We start from the raw sequence: 18,280 nt of genomic DNA, 5'->3' as shown, positions 1-18,280 counted from the left end.
CCTGTTTGTCTCCGTGCATCCCGCGCTCAGCGGTGGATAGTGACCTTGATAGCGATTTCCGGTGCGCTGTGCAATCAATCACTTCCCCAAAAAGCGAAGGCTGCCAGTGGCAGCCTTCATCCGTTTATTCTTGCCCCTCATCATCGGTAGGGGCATCGGTTGTGTCATCATCCGGATGCGCAGGCGGCCAACCCCCCATGCTCTTCCAGCGGTTAACGATATGACAGAACAGCTCTGTGGTGCGTTCGGTGTCATAGAGGGCAGAGTGCGCCTCTTTATTGTCAAACGGGATGCGGGCGCTCTGGCACGCTTTGGCCAGCACGGTCTGCCCCAGCGCCAATCCGGAGAGAGCAGCGGTGTCGAAGGTGGCAAATGGGTGGAACGGATTGCGCTTGAGGCCAGCGCGCTCGGCGGCAGCCATCACGAAGCCGTGATCAAAGGTGGCGTTGTGGGCCACTATGATGGCGCGGCCGCAATCCTGCTCCTTCATCCCCTTGCGGATCCCCTTGAAGATCTCGGTCAGCGCCTCTTTTTCCGAGACAGCGCCACGCAACGGGTTGTAGGGATCGATGCCGGTGAACTCCAGCGCGGCCTTTTCCAGGTTGGCCCCTTCGAAGGGCTCGACATGAAAGTGGAATATGTGATCGGGAACGAGCCAACCCTGCTCATCCATTTTCAGGGTGTAAGCCGCTATCTCGAGCAGGGCATCGGTCTTGGCGTTGAACCCGGCTGTTTCAACATCGATGACGACGGGGTAAAAACCACGGAAACGGCCCTTGAGGGTATGAACTGCGTCGGTCATGGGATCTCGGTCGGGATAAAATGAGGCGGCATTATGGCAAAAAAGCACAGGCTTGTCCCCCCATCCCGTTGCAGTAAGCCGCTTACAATGCAGTGCCTGGTTTCAGTATCGGTGCAGCCACCAGCGGGCGGCTATCAACGCCGTGAACGACCCCAGCAGGGCGCTGGCCAGCACATCCACCGGCCAGTGCATCCCCATCACCATGCGCGACAGACCAATTCCCAGTGCCCACAGAGGCAGCAGCCAGACGCCCGTGGGAGCGCGGGCCAGCCAGATAAGGCCGAAAAATTGGGCCAGGCTGATGGCGGCGATGCTGTGGCCGGAGGGGAAGGCGTAGTTCACCTCGGCCTGCCAGTGGTGGCCGAGCCACTCAGGCAGGGCCAGCAACTGGCTGGCGGCATGAACCTGTTCGCTACGCACATCGACGCTACTGGCGTAGAAGCTCTTGATAGCCGGGATCAGCGCCTGACTCTCCAGCCAGATCAGATAGGGTCTGGGCTCTTCGGTCAGGTGCTTGATCAGGCTCTTGAGCACCCAGTCGCTGGCTAGCAGGGCCGCCAGTGCACACCCCAGCGCAATGAAGGAGGCCCACTCCAGTCTCAGTTTGTAGCGGGTCAGCAGCAGCAAGAGAGCGCCACTGAGCCCGATCCCGGGAATATCGACCATGCGGGTGAGGGCGTATGACCACCATAACCAGCCTGAATGCAGGGAGTCGATCAGAAAAGGCTGCCAGGGCAGGGTGGCGAGCAGCAGCAGGGGCAGGATCAGCAGGGCAGTGAATCCAAGCACCTGACTGCGGGTGAGTGAGGAGACAGAGAGCGACGAGAAATGTGGCGGCATGGTGAATATGGGCGATCGCGAAAAAGAGGGGCATTGTGCCACCGTGACATGCCCGGACAAAGCCGAGCAGCACGTTTGTTACCTCTGCTTACACATTTGTGGCGACATCCTCGGTTTGAACGGCAGAAGAGAGTGGCCACCGAACAATGTGGTCCCCTTTCGCGCCTGATTGCATCACAGGCTGAAATCTCGGGCGGCTTTGCGCTAGAATGGCGCCCCCGTGGCGGTTGTGACCAAAGAGAGCCCGATGAAGATAGTCGTTGATGAGAATATGCCCCATGCCGTGGAGCTGTTTGCCGAATTTGGCGAGGTGGTCGCCTTGCCCGGACGGCAGATGCAGGCCCGCGATCTGCTGGATGCCGATGTGCTGCTGGTGCGTTCGGTCACCCGCGTCAACGGCGATTTGCTGGCGACCAGCCCCAAACTCGGGTTTGTCGGCACCGCCACCATAGGCACCGACCATGTGGACAAGGCGCTGCTGGCAAGCCGCAATATTCCCTTCTTCAGCGCCCCCGGTTGCAACAAGTATTCGGTGGGGGATTATGTGCTCTCAGCCCTGCTGGTGCTGGCGGAGCGCTACGAACTCGACCTCTCGGCCATGACGCTGGCGGTGATTGGCGCGGGCAATACCGGCGAGTGCGTGGCTGGCAAGGCCCAAGCGCTCGGCATGCGGGTACTGCGCTGCGATCCGCCCAGGGCGCGTAATACTCCCGATGCGGGCTTTGTCGATTACCAGACCGCCCTTGGCGCCGATATCGTCAGTTTCCACGTGCCCATCACCCGTGAAGGGCCGGATGCGACCCACCATCTGCTCGATGCCGAACAGATTGCCGCGCGCCCTGCCGGGCAGATCCTGATCAACGCATCCCGTGGCGAGGTGTGGGATAACCGGGCCCTGCTGGCGCGTCAGTTGGGCGATGCGCCTTTGCGACTGGTGATGGATGTGTGGGAGAACGAGCCCGAGCCACTGGCAGCGCTGGTGCCCCATACCGAGATTGCCACCCCTCATATCGCCGGTTACAGCCTGGAGGGGAAGGCCCGCGGTACCTGGATGCTCTATCAGGCGCTCTGCCAGCAGCTGGGGCGCGAGCCTCGTCAGGATTTGAGTCAGCTGTTGCCAGCTCCCGATGTGCAGGCAGTGGTGCCGGGCCGCATACCGGATCAGGCGCTGATCAAGCAGCTGGTGCATCTGGTCTATGACGTGCGCCGCGATGATGCCCGTTTTCGGGTACGACTCGGCCAGTCCGGCAGCTTTGACGAGCAGCGCAAACACTATCCCGAGCGCCGTGAACTGTCCTCCCTGCAGATTGAGGGGGCCTTTGCCTGTCAGGCGCTCGGCGCCTTGGGATTTGCGCTGTCACGCTCCTGAACAGGGGGCAAACTGTTGGAAGATAACGGGAAGAGGTGAGCCGTACTGGCCATACTGAAACCATTTTTTACTGAGTTGGCGCAGATCCTGCTGCGCCAACTCAGCTATATCAGGCAGCGTCATCTCGCAGCGCGAGAGTCTGTCGACCATGGTGCCAGCCGGCGCCATTGCAGCATTATCAGAGGAGAACAGAATGAGCCAGCAGTTTAACGTAGCGGTATTGGGTGCCAGCGGCGCCGTGGGTCAGGCGATGATCGAGATCCTGGAAGAGCGCGAATTTCCGGTAGCGACCCTCTATCCGCTGGCTTCCAGCCGCAGTGCCGGTGATACCGTGCGTTTTGGCGGCAAGAACCTCGAGATCCTCGATGTGGAGGAGTTTGACTGGAGCCAGGTGCAGATCGCACTCTTCTCCGCCGGTGCCGAGGCATCTGCCAAGTGGGCACCGATTGCTGCCGAGCACGGCTGCATCGTTATCGACAATACCTCCTGCTTCCGCTATGACGAAGATATCCCGCTGGTGATCCCGGAAGTGAACCCGGATGCGCTGGCCGATTTTCGCAATCGCAACATCATCGCCAACCCCAATTGCTCCACTATCCAGATGTTGGTGGCCTTGAAGCCGCTGCATGACGAAGTGGGCATTGCCCGTATCAATGTTGCCACCTATCAATCCGTGTCCGGCTCGGGCAAAGAGGGGATCAGCGAGCTGGCGGGGCAGACCGCTCATCTGCTCAACGGTCGTCCGGTAGAACCGACCCTCTATCCGCAGCAGATCGCCTTTAACCTGATCCCGCAGATCGACAGCTTCACCGACAACGGCTACACCCGTGAAGAGATGAAGATGGTATGGGAGACCCAGAAGATCCTCGGCGATGCCAGCATTGCCGTGAATCCGACTTGCGTGCGGGTGCCGGTCTTCTACGGCCACGCCGAGGCGGTACATGTCGAACTGCACCAGCCGCTCGATGCCGAACAGGTCAAGGACCTGCTGCGCAATGCACCGGGCGTGACCCTGTTTGATGACGAAGGGGACTATCCGACCCCGGTGCGTGATGCCACCGGCAAGGATGAGGTGCTGGTCGGTCGGGTGCGCCAGGATATTTCTCATCCGAGTGGTATCAATATGTGGATCGTGGCCGATAACGTTCGTAAGGGCGCGGCAACCAACAGTGTACAGATTGCCGAGCTGCTGGTTCGCGACTATCTGTAAGGCTGGAGAGATGTCACAGATGCGCAGCAGGGAGTGCTGCGCATCCGGCCTGTGATCAAACCGGGGTGTGACCCATGCCGCACTCCGTTACATCAAGATTCTGTTGCGATATCAACTGATTAAGTTTTTTCCTACACTCAGAGTCAAGTCGGGTGCTAAATGTGTCGGACTACTGGCTTGCGACGCGAGCCTGATTTATATTGAACCGACTGTTTTGGGGTAACTATCCAGATTTTTCAATGTGATAGGGCCGTCATACGAAGGAACGAATATGGGACATTCCCGCATAACATTGGCAACGCTTTTCGCATTGGGTCTGCTGGGCAACGTCCAGGCTGAAGATTCGGCGCGGGAGCCTTTTTTTGTCGAGCTAAAAGGCCCTGACGAGCCCGTACCTCCCGCCGTCAATACCCAACCGCTGGCGCAGCCGGTCGCCAGACCCGTTGCGCAACCGGTACGTGCAACCGCCCAGCCTGTGGTTCGTCAGGTCACGGCCAATGCCGGTAGTTATGGCCCTGTTCGTCCAACCGATACCCTCTGGAGTCTGGCGAGCAAATACCGCCCCTCCAGTAATGTCAGCGTCTACCAGACCATGGTAGCGATCTACGAGAAAAACCCCCGCAGTTTTGCCGATGGCAACATCAACCACATTCTGGTGGGGTCCCGCATTTTGCTGCCGACCGTGGCCGAAGCGAGCGTCATCACCGACGCTCAGGCGCGAGCCAGATTCCGCAGTGACAACGCCAGCTGGAAGGGGCTGAGTCCCAAGTATCTCGCCGAGAAGCAGGCCCATGGTGCCAAACCGGCGGCCAAGCCCGTGAAGGTTGAGACTGCCAAAGCCGAACCGGTGAAAACTGCGCCAGCTCCGTTGCCTGCGGCAAAAGCGGCCCCCATTCCTGCTCCTGTTGTAGCACCGCAACCGTCTGCTGAAACCAAAGATGTTGTCAAGGCGAGCGAGCCCGCGTCAAAAGAGGCGGTGGCCCCAGTCCCGGCGACGAGCGCCGCAGCAAACACCACACCGGCGCCTCTGCCTTCCGATCTTGAAAAACCGGTGGGCAAACCGGCCACCGAGATGGCGCTGGCACTGGAAGATGCCAACGCCCAGCTCGGTCAGGTGACCGAGATGAACCACAGGCTCAAACTGCGCCTGCAATCCCTGACCGAAGAGGTCGAGACCCTCAAGGCCCAGTTACAGGATCAGACAGCACTGCAAAAAGAGCTAGCCGAGTTGAAGGCCAGACCTGTCCCCCCCGTGGTGGCAGAGCCTGAACCCAAGCAGCACTGGCTGATGGAGCTACTCTCCTCGCCGCTCAATCTCGCCATGATTATCTTGTTGCCGGTGCTGCTGGTATTGGCGCTGGTGACCCTGTGGCTGCGGGCTCGGGCTCGTCGCGAGCTGGAGGAGCAGGAGAAGAGCCTCTCCGAGTCCACCGCCATGATGATGGATCAGGAGCAGAGCGAGTTCGATGATCTGCTAAGCGTCGATTTGACTGATAACGAGCCGGTGCGCCCGATGCCGGATCTCAACACTCCTGATGGTTTTATGCCGGTCGAGCCCGATGCGTCAGCTAAAAAGCCGGATGTTGACTTGGTCTTCAGCGACGATGGCGAGATAGATCTGCAAGGTTTCGAGCCGGAGCGAATGGCTGCCCAGCCAACCAGCCGTGACCCTGATCTGGTTCCGGATCTCGATCTCTCGCTGGATGAGCCTGTCGCGTTGGCCAATGAACCCGACATGGATCTGGCCAGCGAGTTCAACCCCAAGTCCAGGGGGGCTGATGAGCTCATGAGTGAAGAGGAGCTGCAGGCAGCCCTGTTTGCCGAGCTTGATGCGGATCTTTCGGCTGATCTGGAACCGGAGTTGAGTGCAAGCAGCAAGAGTTCGGCTGCTGATGATCTGGCCAGTTTTGATCTGGGTGATTTTGAACACGAGGTGGATGAACCGGCTGCGGGCGAGGGCAACAATGCCATCGACTTGAGCGTGGATGGTTCGGCTGATGATATGTTGGCCGAGTTGGGGCTTGAGTCAACCAAAGGCAAGGAGACCGAGCTCGATCTGGAGTGGGATCCCAATGAACTGGCGCTCTCCGATTTTGAGGATGCCTTTACCGAAGTGGAGTCTCATCCGGCAGATGTGCAGCCGCGTGAGCAAGCGCAGGAGAGCGGCTACGTCGAGATCGACAAGCTGCTGGCCGATGCCGATGCCAGCACCACTGAGCAGGAGCCTTATCAGGGCTTCTCTCTGGATGTGGGGCTCGATGGCTTCCCCGAGGTGCTGCCGGAATCCACCGGGTTTGACGTGGATGCCGACGACGGTGGTGTGGGAGCCAAGCTGGATCTGGCCCGCGCCTACCTCGAGATTGATGACAAGGACAGCGCCCGCGAATTGCTGCAAGAGGCGGCAGCGCAGGGAACTGATCATCAGCGTGCCGAGGCTGAGAAACTGCTCAAACGGCTGGGATGAGTCACCTTCTATAACGAGATGAGCATGACGAGGGCAGCCAGTGGGCTGCCCTCTTCTTTATGGTGATGTTTGATGGGGTTGAGGCCAGGCATGCCAGCCAATTGTGCGCTTTATGGGACTTTTCTAGCTGAGCGCGTATAATCCGCCCCGTTTCTTTCACTGCGTTTCACAACAAGACAAGTTTATCCATGCGAATTGCCCTAGGTATTGAATATGACGGCAGCCGGTATTTCGGCTGGCAGCGTCAGCGTGAAGTGATCAGCGTGCAGGAGGAGTTGGAGAAGGCCATCAGCCGGATCGCCAACCACCCTGTTTCCATCCAGTGTGCCGGACGCACCGATGCCGGTGTCCATGCGACCGGCCAGGTGATCCACTTCGATACCGAGGCGAACCGTGCCGAAGGTGCCTGGACCCTGGGGCTCAACTCCAACCTGCCGCCTGATATCGCCGTGCGCTGGGTCAAGGAGGTGGACGACACGTTCCACGCCCGCTTCAGTGCCACCGCTCGTCGCTACCGCTATGTCATCTACAACCACAACTTCCGTCCGGCGATCCTGGGCAGTGGCGTCAGTCATTATCACGAGACCATTGATGCCGAGTTGATGCACCAAGCGGGCCAGAGCCTGATCGGGGAGCATGACTTCAGCACTTTTCGCGCCGTCGCTTGCCAATCCAATACCCCGTGGCGCAATGTGACCCATCTGTGCGTCAGTCGTCAGGGGCCCTACATCGTGCTCGATATTCGTGCCAATGCCTTCCTGCACCACATGGTGCGCAATATCACCGGCTCCCTGCTGCTGGTGGGGCAGGGGCTCAAACCGGTGGAGTGGATTGCCGAGGTGCTGGCGGCCAAGGATCGCAATCTGGCCGGGCCGACCGCCAAGGCCGGTGGCCTCTATCTGGTCGACGTGGATTACCCGGCCGAGTTTGCTCTGCCGCAGTTGCCGCTCGGCCCGCTGTGGCTGCCGGACTCGGCACCGGGTACGACCAGTTTTTAGTAACTGCGCCCGAAAAATTGTGGTTTAATGACCCGTCATTTGTTGCCATCGAGCTATTAAGTCATTGAACAATCTATGCTCGATGCGTTTTGTCAGGCACAAAAGCATTAAGGAATTCCATGAGCTGGCTTGAGAAGATTCTTCCCAAGAGCAAGATCACTGCACCCCGTCGTCACAACATTCCGGAAGGGGTGTGGACCAAGTGCAGTGCTTGTGAACAGGTGCTCTACCGGGCAGAGTTGGAGCGCAACCTCGAAGTGTGCCCCAAGTGTGATCATCATATGCGCATCAGCGCTCGCGCCCGTCTCGAGAGTTTCCTCGACGAGCAGGGTCGTACCGAGATCGGTGCCGAGCTGGAGCCGCAGGATGTACTGAAATTCAAGGATTCCAAGCGCTACAAGGATCGTTTGTCTGCCGCCCAGAAAGCGACAGGAGAAAAAGATGCGCTGGTGGTCATGAAAGGGACCCTCAAAGGGGTGCCGGTTGTCGCCTGTTCCTTTGAGTTCTCCTTTATCGGTGGCTCCATGTCCTCCGTGGTCGGTGCCCGCTTCGTGCGCGCTGTCGAGGAGTGCATCAAGGAGGGCCGCGGTCTGGTCTGTTTCTCCACTTCTGGTGGTGCCCGCATGCAGGAAGCCCTCTTCTCCCTGATGCAGATGGCCAAGACCAGCGCGGCGCTAGACCGACTCTCCAAGGCTGGCCTGCCCTTTATCTCTGTGCTGACCGACCCCACCATGGGGGGCGTTTCCGCCAGTCTGGCGATGCTGGGTGACATCAACGTGGGCGAGCCCAAGGCGCTGATCGGTTTTGCCGGCCCGCGCGTTATCGAGCAGACCGTGCGCGAGAAACTGCCGGAAGGCTTCCAGCGCTCCGAGTTTCTGCTGGAGAAGGGTGCCATCGACCTGATTATCGATCGTCGCGACATGCGTAACCGTCTGGCCAGCCTGCTCGCCAAAATGCTGAATACTCACGTCATCGAAGAGTGAAGATGAGTTCAAACATGCAACAATCCCAAAGCCGGTCGCTTGTCGACTGGCTTTCTTATTTGGAGCAGATCCATCCGGTCAATATCGACATGGGTCTGGATCGGGTCGGTGCCGTTGCCCGGCGTATGGGGCTGACCCAACTGCCGTTCAAGGTGATCACGGTGGCGGGCACCAACGGCAAGGGCTCCAGCTGTGCCATGGCGGCCAGCATTCTGATGGCCGCAGGCTATAAGGTCGGCGTCTACTCCTCGCCCCATCTGCTGCACTTTACCGAGCGGGTGCGGGTCAACGGGCAGGAGCTGCCCGACAGCGACCACTGCGCCGCCTTTGCCGAGGTGGAAGCGGCTCGCGGCGAAATTGCCCTCACTTTCTTCGAGTTCGCGACGCTGGCTGGGCTGTGGCTGTTCCGCCGCGCCGCGCCCGATGTGCTGCTGCTGGAGGTGGGGTTGGGTGGTCGGCTCGACGCCACCAATGTGGTGGAGTCCGATGTGGCGATGATCACCTCCATTGCCCTCGATCACTGCGACTGGCTGGGTGATACCCGTGAAGCCGTGGCGGTGGAGAAGGCTGGGGTCTATCGCGCCGGCAAACCCGCCATCAGCGGTGAGCCCAATCCACCTGCGACTATCGCGAGCGAAGCACAGCGTCTTGGCGCCAACCTGCGTCAGGTCGGTCTCGATTTTCGTGGTGATGAGCACGAGAGCGGTTGGGATTATTACGGCCTCAACCAGTGGCGGGATCTGCCAAAACCGGCGCTGCCGCTGATGAACGCGGTGACCGTGCTGGCGGCGCTGGAATCCCTCGGCTTGCCGCTGCCGGAGTCCGCCATTCGTGACGGGCTTGCCAATGCCCGGCTGGCTGGCCGGATGCAGCAGTTGCAAAGTGCGCCGCTGGTGATCGTCGATGTGGCCCATAACCCCCATTCGGCAGCCTATCTGGCCGCGCAATTGCGTAAGATGCCCTGCACGGGTGTGCGCCGTGCCGTGGTCGGCATGCTCAAAGACAAGGACATGGCGGGGTCACTTGCTGAGCTCGACGGTCTGATCGGCGAGTGGTATCTGGCCAGCCTCACCGGCCCGCGCGCCGCCACCGCTGCGCAACTGGCTGCGGCGTTGGGAGAGGGCAAGGGGCCTGCCAGGGAGTTTGATGATGTCAGCGCCGCTTATCAGGCAGCGTTGGCCGCATCGAGTCCGGACGATATGGTCATTGTGTTTGGTTCGTTTTACACTGTCGCCGACATTCTGGCGGGTGTCGCCGTCTAGGCCACACCCCGGCTCCCCAGCCCTTTGGCGGGGAGCCAAATCGCATATTGAGTTACGTAAAGGTAGGATTCAACTTGGCCTCGAAGTTTCAAAACCGTCTGGTGGGCACCGTCATCCTGGTGGCCCTGGTTGTTATTTTCCTGCCGGACTTGCTGGATGGTCACAAGCTGGCACAAAAGGAGGAGGCCTTTGCCAAGATCCCGCTGCGCCCCGAGCTGGAGCCTGCCAAGCCTGCGCTGCAGGTCTCGGCAGCCAGCAGCCTGCCCGCCGATCATCTGGCCAGCCAGCAACAGGCCTCTGCGGCCCAGCAGTGGCAAGTGGAAGAGGTGGCTGACCCCATGACCCTCGCCGGTCAGGGCAACGGCGCGCAGCCGGCGACAACCCCTGCCGCACCGGTCCAGTCGCAACAGAATGCCCAACCCAAGCCACAGCCCAAGCCAGAAGTGGTGGCCAAAAAACCGGTCGAACCGCCCAAGCCAGCACCCAAGCCGACGCCAGCCAAACCGGTTGAAGTGGCCAAGGCACCTGCGCCAGCCAAACCACAGGCGGGTCAGATCAAGTCCCTCGATGATCTGATTGAAAGCAAGATGAATCAGTCGACCACACCAGCACCCGCGGCCGCGCAGGGTAGCTGGATCCTCCAGCTTGGTGCCTTCAAGAACGTCGACAGCGTCAACGCGCTGGTGAGCAAGCTGCGGGCGGCGGGCTACTCTGCCCACACCTCGCCGCGCACACCGGTGCAGGGTCAGCTCAACCGTGTCTTTATCGGGCCGGATGTCTCCAAGGCCAAACTGCAGGGGATGCAGGGACGGATCTCCCAGATGACCGGCCTCAGTGGCTCGGTGGTCTCCTACAACCCGTAATGGCGTTGCCGTTTGCAATGGCCCTCTGAAACAAACACCGCGCCCCGTGCGCGGTGTTTTTTATCTGACCGTCGTGATTTTTAATGACGGCGTCGTACAGGCCACCACCCGGTTGGGATTTGCTGTCAGTTGGGGTAGTCTGGGGCCTTCTGCTACTCACAGGAGTTCAAGATGATCCTCTCGACGACCCCCACGCTGGAAGGCAAAACCATTCGTGAATACCGCGGCATCGTGGTTGGCGAAGCCATTCTCGGCGCCAACATTTTCAAGGATCTCTTTGCCGGGATCCGCGACATCATCGGCGGCCGCTCCGGCGCCTATGAAAAAGAGCTGGCCCGTGCCCGCGACATCGCCTTCGATGAGCTGAAAGAGCGCGCTGCCGCCCTTGGCGCCAATGCGGTGGTCGGTATCGATATCGACTACGAGGTGGTGGGGCAAAACGGCAGCATGCTGATGGTCAGCATCAGTGGTACTGCCGTGCTGGTGTGATGCGCCACGCAAGGGTTGCCGACAACTGCCGTCGCAGGCAGGGTCACGGATAAAGTGGATAACTGCTGGCTGCCCAAGGGCCGACAACCCGGTTGTCGGCCCTTCTCGTTTATTGATCAATTTCTGTCGTTGCCATACCAGTCGAGCTGGTCGGCCAGAGTGACCACCGAGCCGATGATGATGAGGCTCGGGCTCTTCACCTGACGGGCCAGTTCGGCCAACTGCTGCAGCTCGCCGCGCACCACCCGCTGACTGAGCTGGGTGCCTTGCTCCACCAGCGCCACCGGGGTATGACCGGGCATGCCGTGGGTTTGCAGCTCATCCTGAATGCGGGCGGCGTGGGCCAGCCCCATGTAGAAGACCAGAGTCTGGCGGCGGGCCGCCAGCGCCGACCACTCCTGGGCGATATTGCCCTCCTTGTCGTGGCCGGTGATGAACTGCACCCGCTGGGCATGATCGCGGTGGGTGAGGGGAATGCCGCTGTAGGCGGCGCAGCCCGACGCAGCCGTAATGCCCGGTACTACCGAGAAGGGGATGCCCGCCTCGGCCAGGGTTTCCAGCTCCTCGCCACCCCGGCCAAAGATAAAGGGATCGCCCCCCTTGAGCCGCACCACCTGCTTGCCGAGGCGGGCCTGCTCCAGCAATAGCTGGTTGATCGCCTGCTGGGGCACACAGTGGCGGCCCGCCTCCTTGCCAACAAAGATCCGCTCGGCATCCCGGCGCACAAGTGCCAGCACCTCCTGCGACACCAGCCGGTCATAGACCACCACATCCGCCTGCTGCAACTGCTGCAGACCGCTTAGGGTAAGCAGTCCCGCATCGCCGGGGCCGGCGCCCACCAGGGTGACGCTTCCCTTGCTCTGCGGTTGCTCCTCGAGCAGCTCAGCGACACTCTGTTCGGCAGCTTGCTGCTGGCCGCGGGCCAGTTGGCGGGCGAGGCGATCGTGGCTAAAGAGCCGCTCCCAGAAGCGGCGGCGGGCCAGCTTGTCCGGAATGAGTTTGACCCGCTCGCGCAGCTTGCCCGCCAGCGCCGCGAGCTGGCCGAGGTGTTGCGGTAGCATGGCTTCGAATTTTTCCCGCAGCTGACGGCTTAGAACCGGCGCCGCGCCTGCGCTGGAGATGGCCACCATCAGCGGCGAGCGGTCAATGATGGCGGGCATGATGGCGCTGCAGTGGGCAGGAGAGTCCACCACATTGCAGAAGATCTGGCGCAGGTTCGCCTCGTGAAAGACCTGATGATTGACATCTTGTTGGTTGGTGGCGGCGATCACCAGCCACTTGCCATCGAGCAGTTCGGGATGAAAATCGGCGGCGCAGACGGTCAGCAGTCCCTGCTCGGCCCAGCTCATCAATTGGGGTTCCAGGTGCGGGGCATTGATGGTGATCTTCGCTTTGGCATCGAGCAGCAGGCGCGCCTTGCGCACCGCCACCTCACCGCCGCCGACGATCAGGACCGGCTTGTTTTGCAACTGACAGAAGAGAGGGAGAAAGTCCATAACAGGCTCCGGATGCTGGCCCGCTCGCAATGCCGCGCCGGGCGAGATAGCAGGGCACGCCGTGACGCACCCCGGATGGTCGGGGGAAAGATCCCCCGACGGGAATAAAAAAGGGGAAGGGTGATCTACGCCCGGGCCAACGACAGATCCCCACCGGTGTCGGCCACTTGATCACGCTTCCCCAAACGAGGTTTTTCCTATTGCACCGCTTTGACGTGCATGTTGGCGACGTACTGATCTTCGGCCCAGAAGATGCGGTCAGCGACCATGGCTTCCGGGTTGAGGGTGACGCCGCGCAGCACCCGCTCCTTGAACTTGTGATAACCGGCCCGGTCGATAAGGTGACCCATGTGCAGGTAGATGGGCTTGCCATCCAGCATCTCGGCCTCGAACTCGAACAGGTTCTTGATCACCGCATGCAGCACCTCTTCGGTCACCCAGTTGAGGAACAGCTTGCCGGTACGGGGAGTCTTCTTGCTGGTGCGTCCCCCCAGCTTGACCATGTAGAGCTGCTTGGGATCCCGCTGCCAGGCCAGGGTCGGGCAGGCCAGTACGCACTCGCCACAGCCGATGCACTTGCTCTCCTCCTTGACCGCCTTGCCATGCTTGATGGCGAGGCAATCCACCGCGTGGTGGCTGCATGCCTTGACGCAGGCGCCGCAGCCGATGCAGCGCTCGGCATTGAAGTGGATTTTGGCGATGCCGAGGATGCCGAAGTCGGCCATGTTGGCCTTGGCGCAGTCGTTGGGACAGCCGGCGATCACCATCTTGAGGTGATAGGGGTTGGGGTAGAGGTGTTTCTCCATCCGCTGAGCCAGCCCGGTGCAGTCGATATTGCCCTTCTGGCAGATGGTGTTGCCCTGACAGGCGACGATATTGCGCCCGCCGATGGTCTGGTAACCGGCTGTTGTGTCCTCTACCTCGATGCCGCAGGTCTCCACCTCGATCTCCTTGATAAAGGGTTCGAGGGCGGCGTTGACCTTGTCCATGTCCTGATATTTGATGCCGGGCATCGCCAGCTTCTGGCGGGTGGTGAGGTGGATCAGGCCGTTGCCGTACTGTTCGGCGATCTGCTGGGCCACCGCCAGCAGGTGGGCGGGCATGATCCCGCCGGGAATGCGTACGCTGATCATCGCTTCGCCGCGCACCTTGGAGAGGCGGTATTCGTTCTTGGCGCGGGCCTTGATGATGTCGATATCGAGACTCATGGTGTTCTCCCTCAGTCGATCAGATGCTGGGCCTGGTCAAAACGAAAGACCGGTCCATCCACGCAGATATAGGTGTCGCCCATCCGGCAGTGGCCACACTTGCCCACGGCGCAGGCCATGCGGCGTTCGTAGTCGACCCAGATGCGATCCTTGGGGATGCCCCGTTCGAGGAAGGCGAGCACCACGAAGCGGATCATGATGGGGGGGCCGACCACGATCACCTGGATATCCTCCTTGTCACAGAGATCCAGCTGGTCGATGTAGTCGGTGACCCGGCCGATGCGAAACTGCTCGCTCTCCTTGCCCTCGTCCAGGGTGACGATGAGGTTCTGCTGCTCGGCCCAGAGCGGCATCTCGTGGCGATAAAGCACCGCCTGCTCGTTCTTGAAGCCGAGGATCATGTCGAGGGATTTCACCTCTTCCGGATGTTTGCTGAAGCGGCGCAGCAGCCCCTTGACCGGCGCGACGCCGGTGCCGCCAGCTACCACGATGAGGTGCTGGTTGCGGTAGGTCTCCAGCGGATAGCCGTTGCCGTGGACGCCGCGCATCCACACCTTGTCGCCCACATCGAGGGCAAACAGCGCATCGGTTACCTTGCCGACCTTGCGGATCAACAGATCCACATAGCCATCGCCATAGTCGGAGACCGAGATGGGCGCTTCGCCGACGGTGGGCAGGGAGATCTCCACAAACTGGCCGTAGTGGACATCAAAGTCGCGGGAGACCCGAAAGTTCCACTCAAGCTCGGTGTGACGCTCGGTGGCCAGAATGGTGTAGGCCTTGGGCAGCAGGCGGTTTTCGACCACGTCCTGCTGCGGTTTTGCTGTTGCGGTTTGCTGGCACTGGCACTGGCACATATCAGTTCGCCCCCTGCGCGTTGTCGGCTGCGATGGTCTGTTCGACCACATCGGTCATCTTGTTGATGATGTTGCTAAAGGAGATGTAGTGAGGGCAGCGATCGTCGCAGCGGCCGCAGCCGACGCACATGTGCTCCTCTCCCTGACGGACCTTGTAGTCGTTGACCTTGTGCAGGGCGCGATAACGCAGGCGCTCGCCATGCTTGGCGCGAAAACCGTGGCCACCGGCCATGTCGCTGAAGCCATCCACCATGCAGCTGGCCCACTGGCGACGGCGCTCGCCCTGCTTGGGGTTCTCCGCATAGGTGAGGTCGTGCACGCTGTAGCAGCTGCAGGTCGGGCAGGAGGTGGTACAGCGGCCGCAACCGATGCAGCGGCTGTCGTACTCGGCCCAGACCGGATGGGCGGTGAGGATCTGGCGGATCCGCTGGGGGTCGTCACAGACGCTGTCCGGAGTGCGTACCTTGACCGGGTTGCTCTGGACAAATTCCGGGGTGAAGTCGTCGGATTCACCCTGCTCGGCAAAGTAGCCGAGCAGCTCGGGATCCTTCACCTCGATACGGGCACCCTCATCGCTCAGACGAATGGCGGCGGCGTAGTCCTGGGTCTCGTTGCTGCCCATGGAGACGCAGAAGCAGTTCTCGAAGCTCTCGCGGCATTCCAGCAGTACCAGCTTGAGCTTGCTGCGCAGCCGGGCGTAGTAGACGTCGCTGTTCTGGCCATTTTTCAGGTAGACCTGATCCAGCCTGCGCAGGGCGTGGATATCGCAGCTGCGCAAGAACAGCAGGGTGGGCTTGGCCTCCACCTTGGATTCGCGCAGCTCCAGATTGTCGAAGTGGAACAGGGTCTGGGTGATGAGGAGCACCACCTCTTTCGGGGAGAAGTGGGACTTTTCCTGCCACACCAGCTCGGCCGGATGGCGGATGCTGTGGTAGGTGACGTTGTCGGTGTCGGAGAAGCGGCCGCCCCGATATTCGGCCGCGGGCGCCATGATCCGGTAATCGGGCAGCAGCCGCTCGAACAGCTGCGCCAGCGCGGGATGGGTGAGAAGAAACGACATAAATAAACACCTTGTATGAGGGTGAGATGCCCTGGCATAGGGATGAGGCGCAAGCAGCTAAGAGTGTCTGGCACCGGTTCTGGCCGCGCTTGCCTCGCCACGGTCTGTTTTTATGACTCATGTTGCTCAACTGACCCGATTGTTATTGTGTTGGCGGCGCGTGCGTCGCGGCAGGTCGGGTCATGCCTGTAAAACCCTTATCAATTGAGCAGGGCGGCCTGATAGCCTGCGCACTTGCCCATCACGTATCCCATCTCCAGCTTGTTGATATCGCGGGTGAAACGGGAGACGGGGAAGTAGTCGGCCGGGGCGATCACCTCGATCTGGCAGTCCTCCGGCGGATTGGCGATAAAATCGAGCGCCTCGTTGTAGCTGCGATCCCGCTGCTCCAGCGCCTGTGCCAGCGCGGGGCGGGTCTTGAGCAGGGTGCGGATCATCCAGGGGAAGGGCATCGGCTTGAGCCGATAGCCGAGCGGCTCGGAGAGGATCACCGTCAGGTGACGGGCACCGCGGCGGTAGGCCTCGATCACCGGGATGGAGTCGGCCACCCCGCCATCTGTCATCGGTACCCCGTGTACCTCCGGGTATTCGTGGGAGGCGAGGGGAATGGCGCAGCTGGCGGGCAGCACCTCGTTCATGTTCTCCGGCTTGACCCGGATGTACTCCGCCTTGCCGGTCAGGGTATTGGTCACCACCGCATAGAAGGGGATGCCGGTCTCCCGGTAGGCGTGAATGTCGAGGGGATACTTGCGGCAGCTGGTGTTCCACAGCCAGTGGATATCCACCAGATTGCCCCCCTTGGCAAAGCGCAGGGGATCCATAAACTGCTGGCTGCACGCCAGTTTGGTCAGGATCTCGTGGCTGCGGCCATGCTGGCTGGCGAGATAAGCCAGCAAGTTGGTGGCCCCCGCCGAGACGCCGATGGCGAAGTCAAATGGGCGATAGTCACGTTCGATAAACGCATCCAGCACGCCGCTGGCAAATATGCCGCGCATGGCGCCGCCTTCTACAACCAATGCGCTGGGGGATGCGTTTTTGTTCATGACAGGCACCTCATTGATAAGTCAGAGAGAAAAAGTGGGAAAGAGAACGTTCGGGCTGTCAGGCCGACCGTTCTGACAACCAACCGGGGTTGGCCATCGCAATGAGGTCATTCTAGGAAGGGGATGGTGTTTAGAATATCTGTTAATAATGAATCAAGTGTTTTGTATTTCTAAACGATAGTGATAAACCCGTTGTGATCAAAGGGGTTGTGTAGGAGTCTCAACGACTCTGTGATGGCTGGATATTGGCAAGGATGAGTGTGTCATGACGTTATTGGTTCCCCCGCTGCTCCGATGTGGCGATACCATCGCTTTTTTCTCCCCCTCCAGCGCGGCGACCGCCTGGGCCCCGCAGCGTTTTGCCCGCGCAAAAGCCTTTCTTGAGGGGCAGGGCTTTAGGCTCAAGGCGGGCAGCCTCACCGGCCAGCAGGATCACTGGCGATCCGGCTCCATCGCCGCGCGGGCCGAGGAGCTCAACGCCCTTATTCGCGACCCCGAAGTGCGCTGCATCATGTCGGTGATTGGCGGCAGCAACTCCAACTCCCTGCTCCCTTATCTCGATTTTGATGCGCTCAAGCGCGATCCCAAGATCATCGTTGGCTACTCCGATGTGACGGCGCTGCTGCTCGGCATCCATGCCCAAACTGGCCTGGTTACCTTTATGGCCCGGCGCTGGTGGCCTCCTTTGGTGAGTTGCCGCCGCTGGTGGATGAGACGCTGGCCAGTTTTTTACAGATTGTGCTGGCCGATGACGCTGGCGTCCCCTGCACGTTGCCTACGCCAGCACAATGGAGCGATGAACGGCTGGACTGGGAGAACCAGGCCCGGGCCAAGCAGTGCCAGCCCAATCGGCTGATCTCGATGGGTTCTGACCAGGTAGTGGGGCGACTGATCGGCGGCAACCTCAACACCATGGCGGGGATCTGGGGTTCTCCCTATATGCCGGCCATCGAGCGCGGCGACATTTTGCTGCTGGAGGACAGCCTGAAATCTGCCGAGACGCTGGAGCGCTCCTTCGCCCACCTCAAGCTGTGCGGGGTGTTTGATCGGATCGGCGCGCTTATCCTCGGCAAGCACGAGTTGTTCAACGATCAGGGTAGCGGCAAGCGCCCCCTCGATATCCTGCTGGAGGTGGTGGGGGAGCCGAGCTTCCCCATTCTGGCGGAGTTTGACTGCGCCCATACCCACCCCATGCTGACGTTGCCGCTTGGCATTGAGGTGGCACTCGATCTTGACCGCCAGCAGCTCACCTTGCTGGGGCCCTGGTGGGATGGTTGTTGAGGCTATGTGCTCAGAGGATTGAGAAGTGATTGATACTGCTCATCAAAAACCATGT

The 18,280-nt window shown here is 60.7% G+C and carries 15 protein-coding genes and 1 pseudogene; 9 read left to right on the top strand and 7 right to left on the bottom strand.

Translation table 11 applies throughout. From position 1 onward, the window contains the following. Positions 1–124: 124 nt before the first annotated feature. The gene (gene rnt, locus G5149_RS02000) at positions 125–802 is read right to left on the bottom strand and encodes a ribonuclease T (RefSeq protein WP_216953912.1); all 678 of its coding nucleotides are present in this window, start codon (positions 800–802) and stop codon (positions 125–127) included. A gap of 102 nt (positions 803–904) precedes the next feature. After that, complete coding sequence (locus G5149_RS01995) at positions 905–1,642, bottom strand: phosphatase PAP2 family protein (protein ID WP_337072088.1); 738 nt, start codon at positions 1,640–1,642, stop codon at positions 905–907. Positions 1,643–1,889: 247 nt separating this feature from the next. Between G5149_RS01995 and G5149_RS01990 the strand changes: the two genes are divergently transcribed. From G5149_RS01990 to G5149_RS01955, 8 genes are all read left to right on the top strand, one after another. Beyond that, a complete protein-coding gene (locus tag G5149_RS01990) occupies positions 1,890–3,011 on the top strand; it encodes a 4-phosphoerythronate dehydrogenase (RefSeq protein WP_337072089.1) in 1,122 nt (373 codons plus the stop codon). 193 nt (positions 3,012–3,204) lie between these two features. After that, on the top strand, positions 3,205–4,221 hold the full coding sequence (locus G5149_RS01985; protein ID WP_337072090.1) for an aspartate-semialdehyde dehydrogenase: 1,017 nt from the start codon (positions 3,205–3,207) through the stop codon (positions 4,219–4,221). Between the two features lie 271 nt (positions 4,222–4,492). Next, positions 4,493–6,685: a FimV/HubP family polar landmark protein gene (locus G5149_RS01980; protein WP_216978585.1), complete on the top strand. Its 2,193-nt coding sequence runs from the start codon at positions 4,493–4,495 to the stop codon at positions 6,683–6,685. A 188-nt stretch (positions 6,686–6,873) separates the two neighbouring features. Then, positions 6,874–7,683: a tRNA pseudouridine(38-40) synthase TruA gene (truA, locus tag G5149_RS01975; protein WP_421211352.1), complete on the top strand. Its 810-nt coding sequence runs from the start codon at positions 6,874–6,876 to the stop codon at positions 7,681–7,683. Positions 7,684–7,802: 119 nt separating this feature from the next. Beyond that, positions 7,803–8,666 (top strand): acetyl-CoA carboxylase, carboxyltransferase subunit beta, encoded by an 864-nt coding sequence (gene accD / locus G5149_RS01970; protein ID WP_005344944.1) that lies wholly within the window; start codon positions 7,803–7,805, stop codon positions 8,664–8,666. A 2-nt stretch (positions 8,667–8,668) separates the two neighbouring features. Further along, positions 8,669–9,928 (top strand): bifunctional tetrahydrofolate synthase/dihydrofolate synthase, encoded by a 1,260-nt coding sequence (folC, locus tag G5149_RS01965; protein WP_421211350.1) that lies wholly within the window; start codon positions 8,669–8,671, stop codon positions 9,926–9,928. Between the two features lie 74 nt (positions 9,929–10,002). Then, a complete protein-coding gene (dedD, locus tag G5149_RS01960; RefSeq protein ID WP_421204757.1) occupies positions 10,003–10,791 on the top strand; it encodes a cell division protein DedD in 789 nt (262 codons plus the stop codon). A gap of 171 nt (positions 10,792–10,962) precedes the next feature. Beyond that, positions 10,963–11,280: a heavy metal-binding domain-containing protein gene (locus G5149_RS01955; protein ID WP_216953896.1), complete on the top strand. Its 318-nt coding sequence runs from the start codon at positions 10,963–10,965 to the stop codon at positions 11,278–11,280. Between the two features lie 116 nt (positions 11,281–11,396). Here the strand turns inward: G5149_RS01955 and cysG are convergent, their stop codons facing one another. The 5 genes from cysG to G5149_RS01930 form a co-directional block, all read right to left on the bottom strand. Continuing rightward, positions 11,397–12,776: a siroheme synthase CysG gene (gene cysG / locus G5149_RS01950; RefSeq protein WP_421211348.1), complete on the bottom strand. Its 1,380-nt coding sequence runs from the start codon at positions 12,774–12,776 to the stop codon at positions 11,397–11,399. Between the two features lie 197 nt (positions 12,777–12,973). After that, on the bottom strand, positions 12,974–13,984 hold the full coding sequence (gene asrC, locus G5149_RS01945) for a sulfite reductase subunit C (RefSeq protein WP_040066440.1): 1,011 nt from the start codon (positions 13,982–13,984) through the stop codon (positions 12,974–12,976). Positions 13,985–13,995: 11 nt separating this feature from the next. Further along, positions 13,996–14,841: an anaerobic sulfite reductase subunit AsrB gene (gene asrB, locus G5149_RS01940; protein ID WP_421211346.1), complete on the bottom strand. Its 846-nt coding sequence runs from the start codon at positions 14,839–14,841 to the stop codon at positions 13,996–13,998. A gap of 1 nt (position 14,842) precedes the next feature. Then, complete coding sequence (gene asrA / locus G5149_RS01935) at positions 14,843–15,901, bottom strand: anaerobic sulfite reductase subunit AsrA (RefSeq protein WP_421211344.1); 1,059 nt, start codon at positions 15,899–15,901, stop codon at positions 14,843–14,845. A gap of 200 nt (positions 15,902–16,101) precedes the next feature. Further along, complete coding sequence (locus G5149_RS01930) at positions 16,102–16,944, bottom strand: patatin-like phospholipase family protein (RefSeq protein ID WP_421211342.1); 843 nt, start codon at positions 16,942–16,944, stop codon at positions 16,102–16,104. A gap of 265 nt (positions 16,945–17,209) precedes the next feature. Between G5149_RS01930 and G5149_RS01925 the strand changes: the two are divergent. After that, positions 17,210–18,225: pseudogene (locus tag G5149_RS01925) on the top strand (S66 family peptidase). Positions 18,226–18,280 lie beyond the last annotated feature (55 nt).

Origin of the sequence: Aeromonas sp. 600479, assembly GCF_049175515.1 — a bacterium.
Lineage (GTDB): Bacteria > Pseudomonadota > Gammaproteobacteria > Enterobacterales > Aeromonadaceae > Aeromonas > Aeromonas veronii_A.
This window is presented reverse-complemented; position numbering and strand designations above follow the sequence as displayed.

What these genes read in the sequence shown, in the direction of transcription:
- G5149_RS01955 (WP_216953896.1), top strand. Translation starts at nt 10,963, where the DNA reads ATGATCCTCTCGACGACCCCCACGCTGGAAGGCAAAACCATTCGTGAA.
- folC (WP_421211350.1), top strand. Translation starts at nt 8,669, where the DNA reads ATGAGTTCAAACATGCAACAATCCCAAAGCCGGTCGCTTGTCGACTGG.
- accD (WP_005344944.1), top strand. Translation starts at nt 7,803, where the DNA reads ATGAGCTGGCTTGAGAAGATTCTTCCCAAGAGCAAGATCACTGCACCC.
- G5149_RS01995 (WP_337072088.1), bottom strand. Translation starts at nt 1,642, where the DNA reads ATGCCGCCACATTTCTCGTCGCTCTCTGTCTCCTCACTCACCCGCAGT.
- asrB (WP_421211346.1), bottom strand. Translation starts at nt 14,841, where the DNA reads ATGTGCCAGTGCCAGTGCCAGCAAACCGCAACAGCAAAACCGCAGCAG.
- truA (WP_421211352.1), top strand. Translation starts at nt 6,874, where the DNA reads ATGCGAATTGCCCTAGGTATTGAATATGACGGCAGCCGGTATTTCGGC.
- asrC (WP_040066440.1), bottom strand. Translation starts at nt 13,984, where the DNA reads ATGAGTCTCGATATCGACATCATCAAGGCCCGCGCCAAGAACGAATAC.
- G5149_RS01930 (WP_421211342.1), bottom strand. Translation starts at nt 16,944, where the DNA reads ATGAACAAAAACGCATCCCCCAGCGCATTGGTTGTAGAAGGCGGCGCC.
- G5149_RS01985 (WP_337072090.1), top strand. Translation starts at nt 3,205, where the DNA reads ATGAGCCAGCAGTTTAACGTAGCGGTATTGGGTGCCAGCGGCGCCGTG.
- G5149_RS01980 (WP_216978585.1), top strand. Translation starts at nt 4,493, where the DNA reads ATGGGACATTCCCGCATAACATTGGCAACGCTTTTCGCATTGGGTCTG.
- rnt (WP_216953912.1), bottom strand. Translation starts at nt 802, where the DNA reads ATGACCGACGCAGTTCATACCCTCAAGGGCCGTTTCCGTGGTTTTTAC.
- G5149_RS01990 (WP_337072089.1), top strand. Translation starts at nt 1,890, where the DNA reads ATGAAGATAGTCGTTGATGAGAATATGCCCCATGCCGTGGAGCTGTTT.
- asrA (WP_421211344.1), bottom strand. Translation starts at nt 15,901, where the DNA reads ATGTCGTTTCTTCTCACCCATCCCGCGCTGGCGCAGCTGTTCGAGCGG.
- cysG (WP_421211348.1), bottom strand. Translation starts at nt 12,776, where the DNA reads ATGGACTTTCTCCCTCTCTTCTGTCAGTTGCAAAACAAGCCGGTCCTG.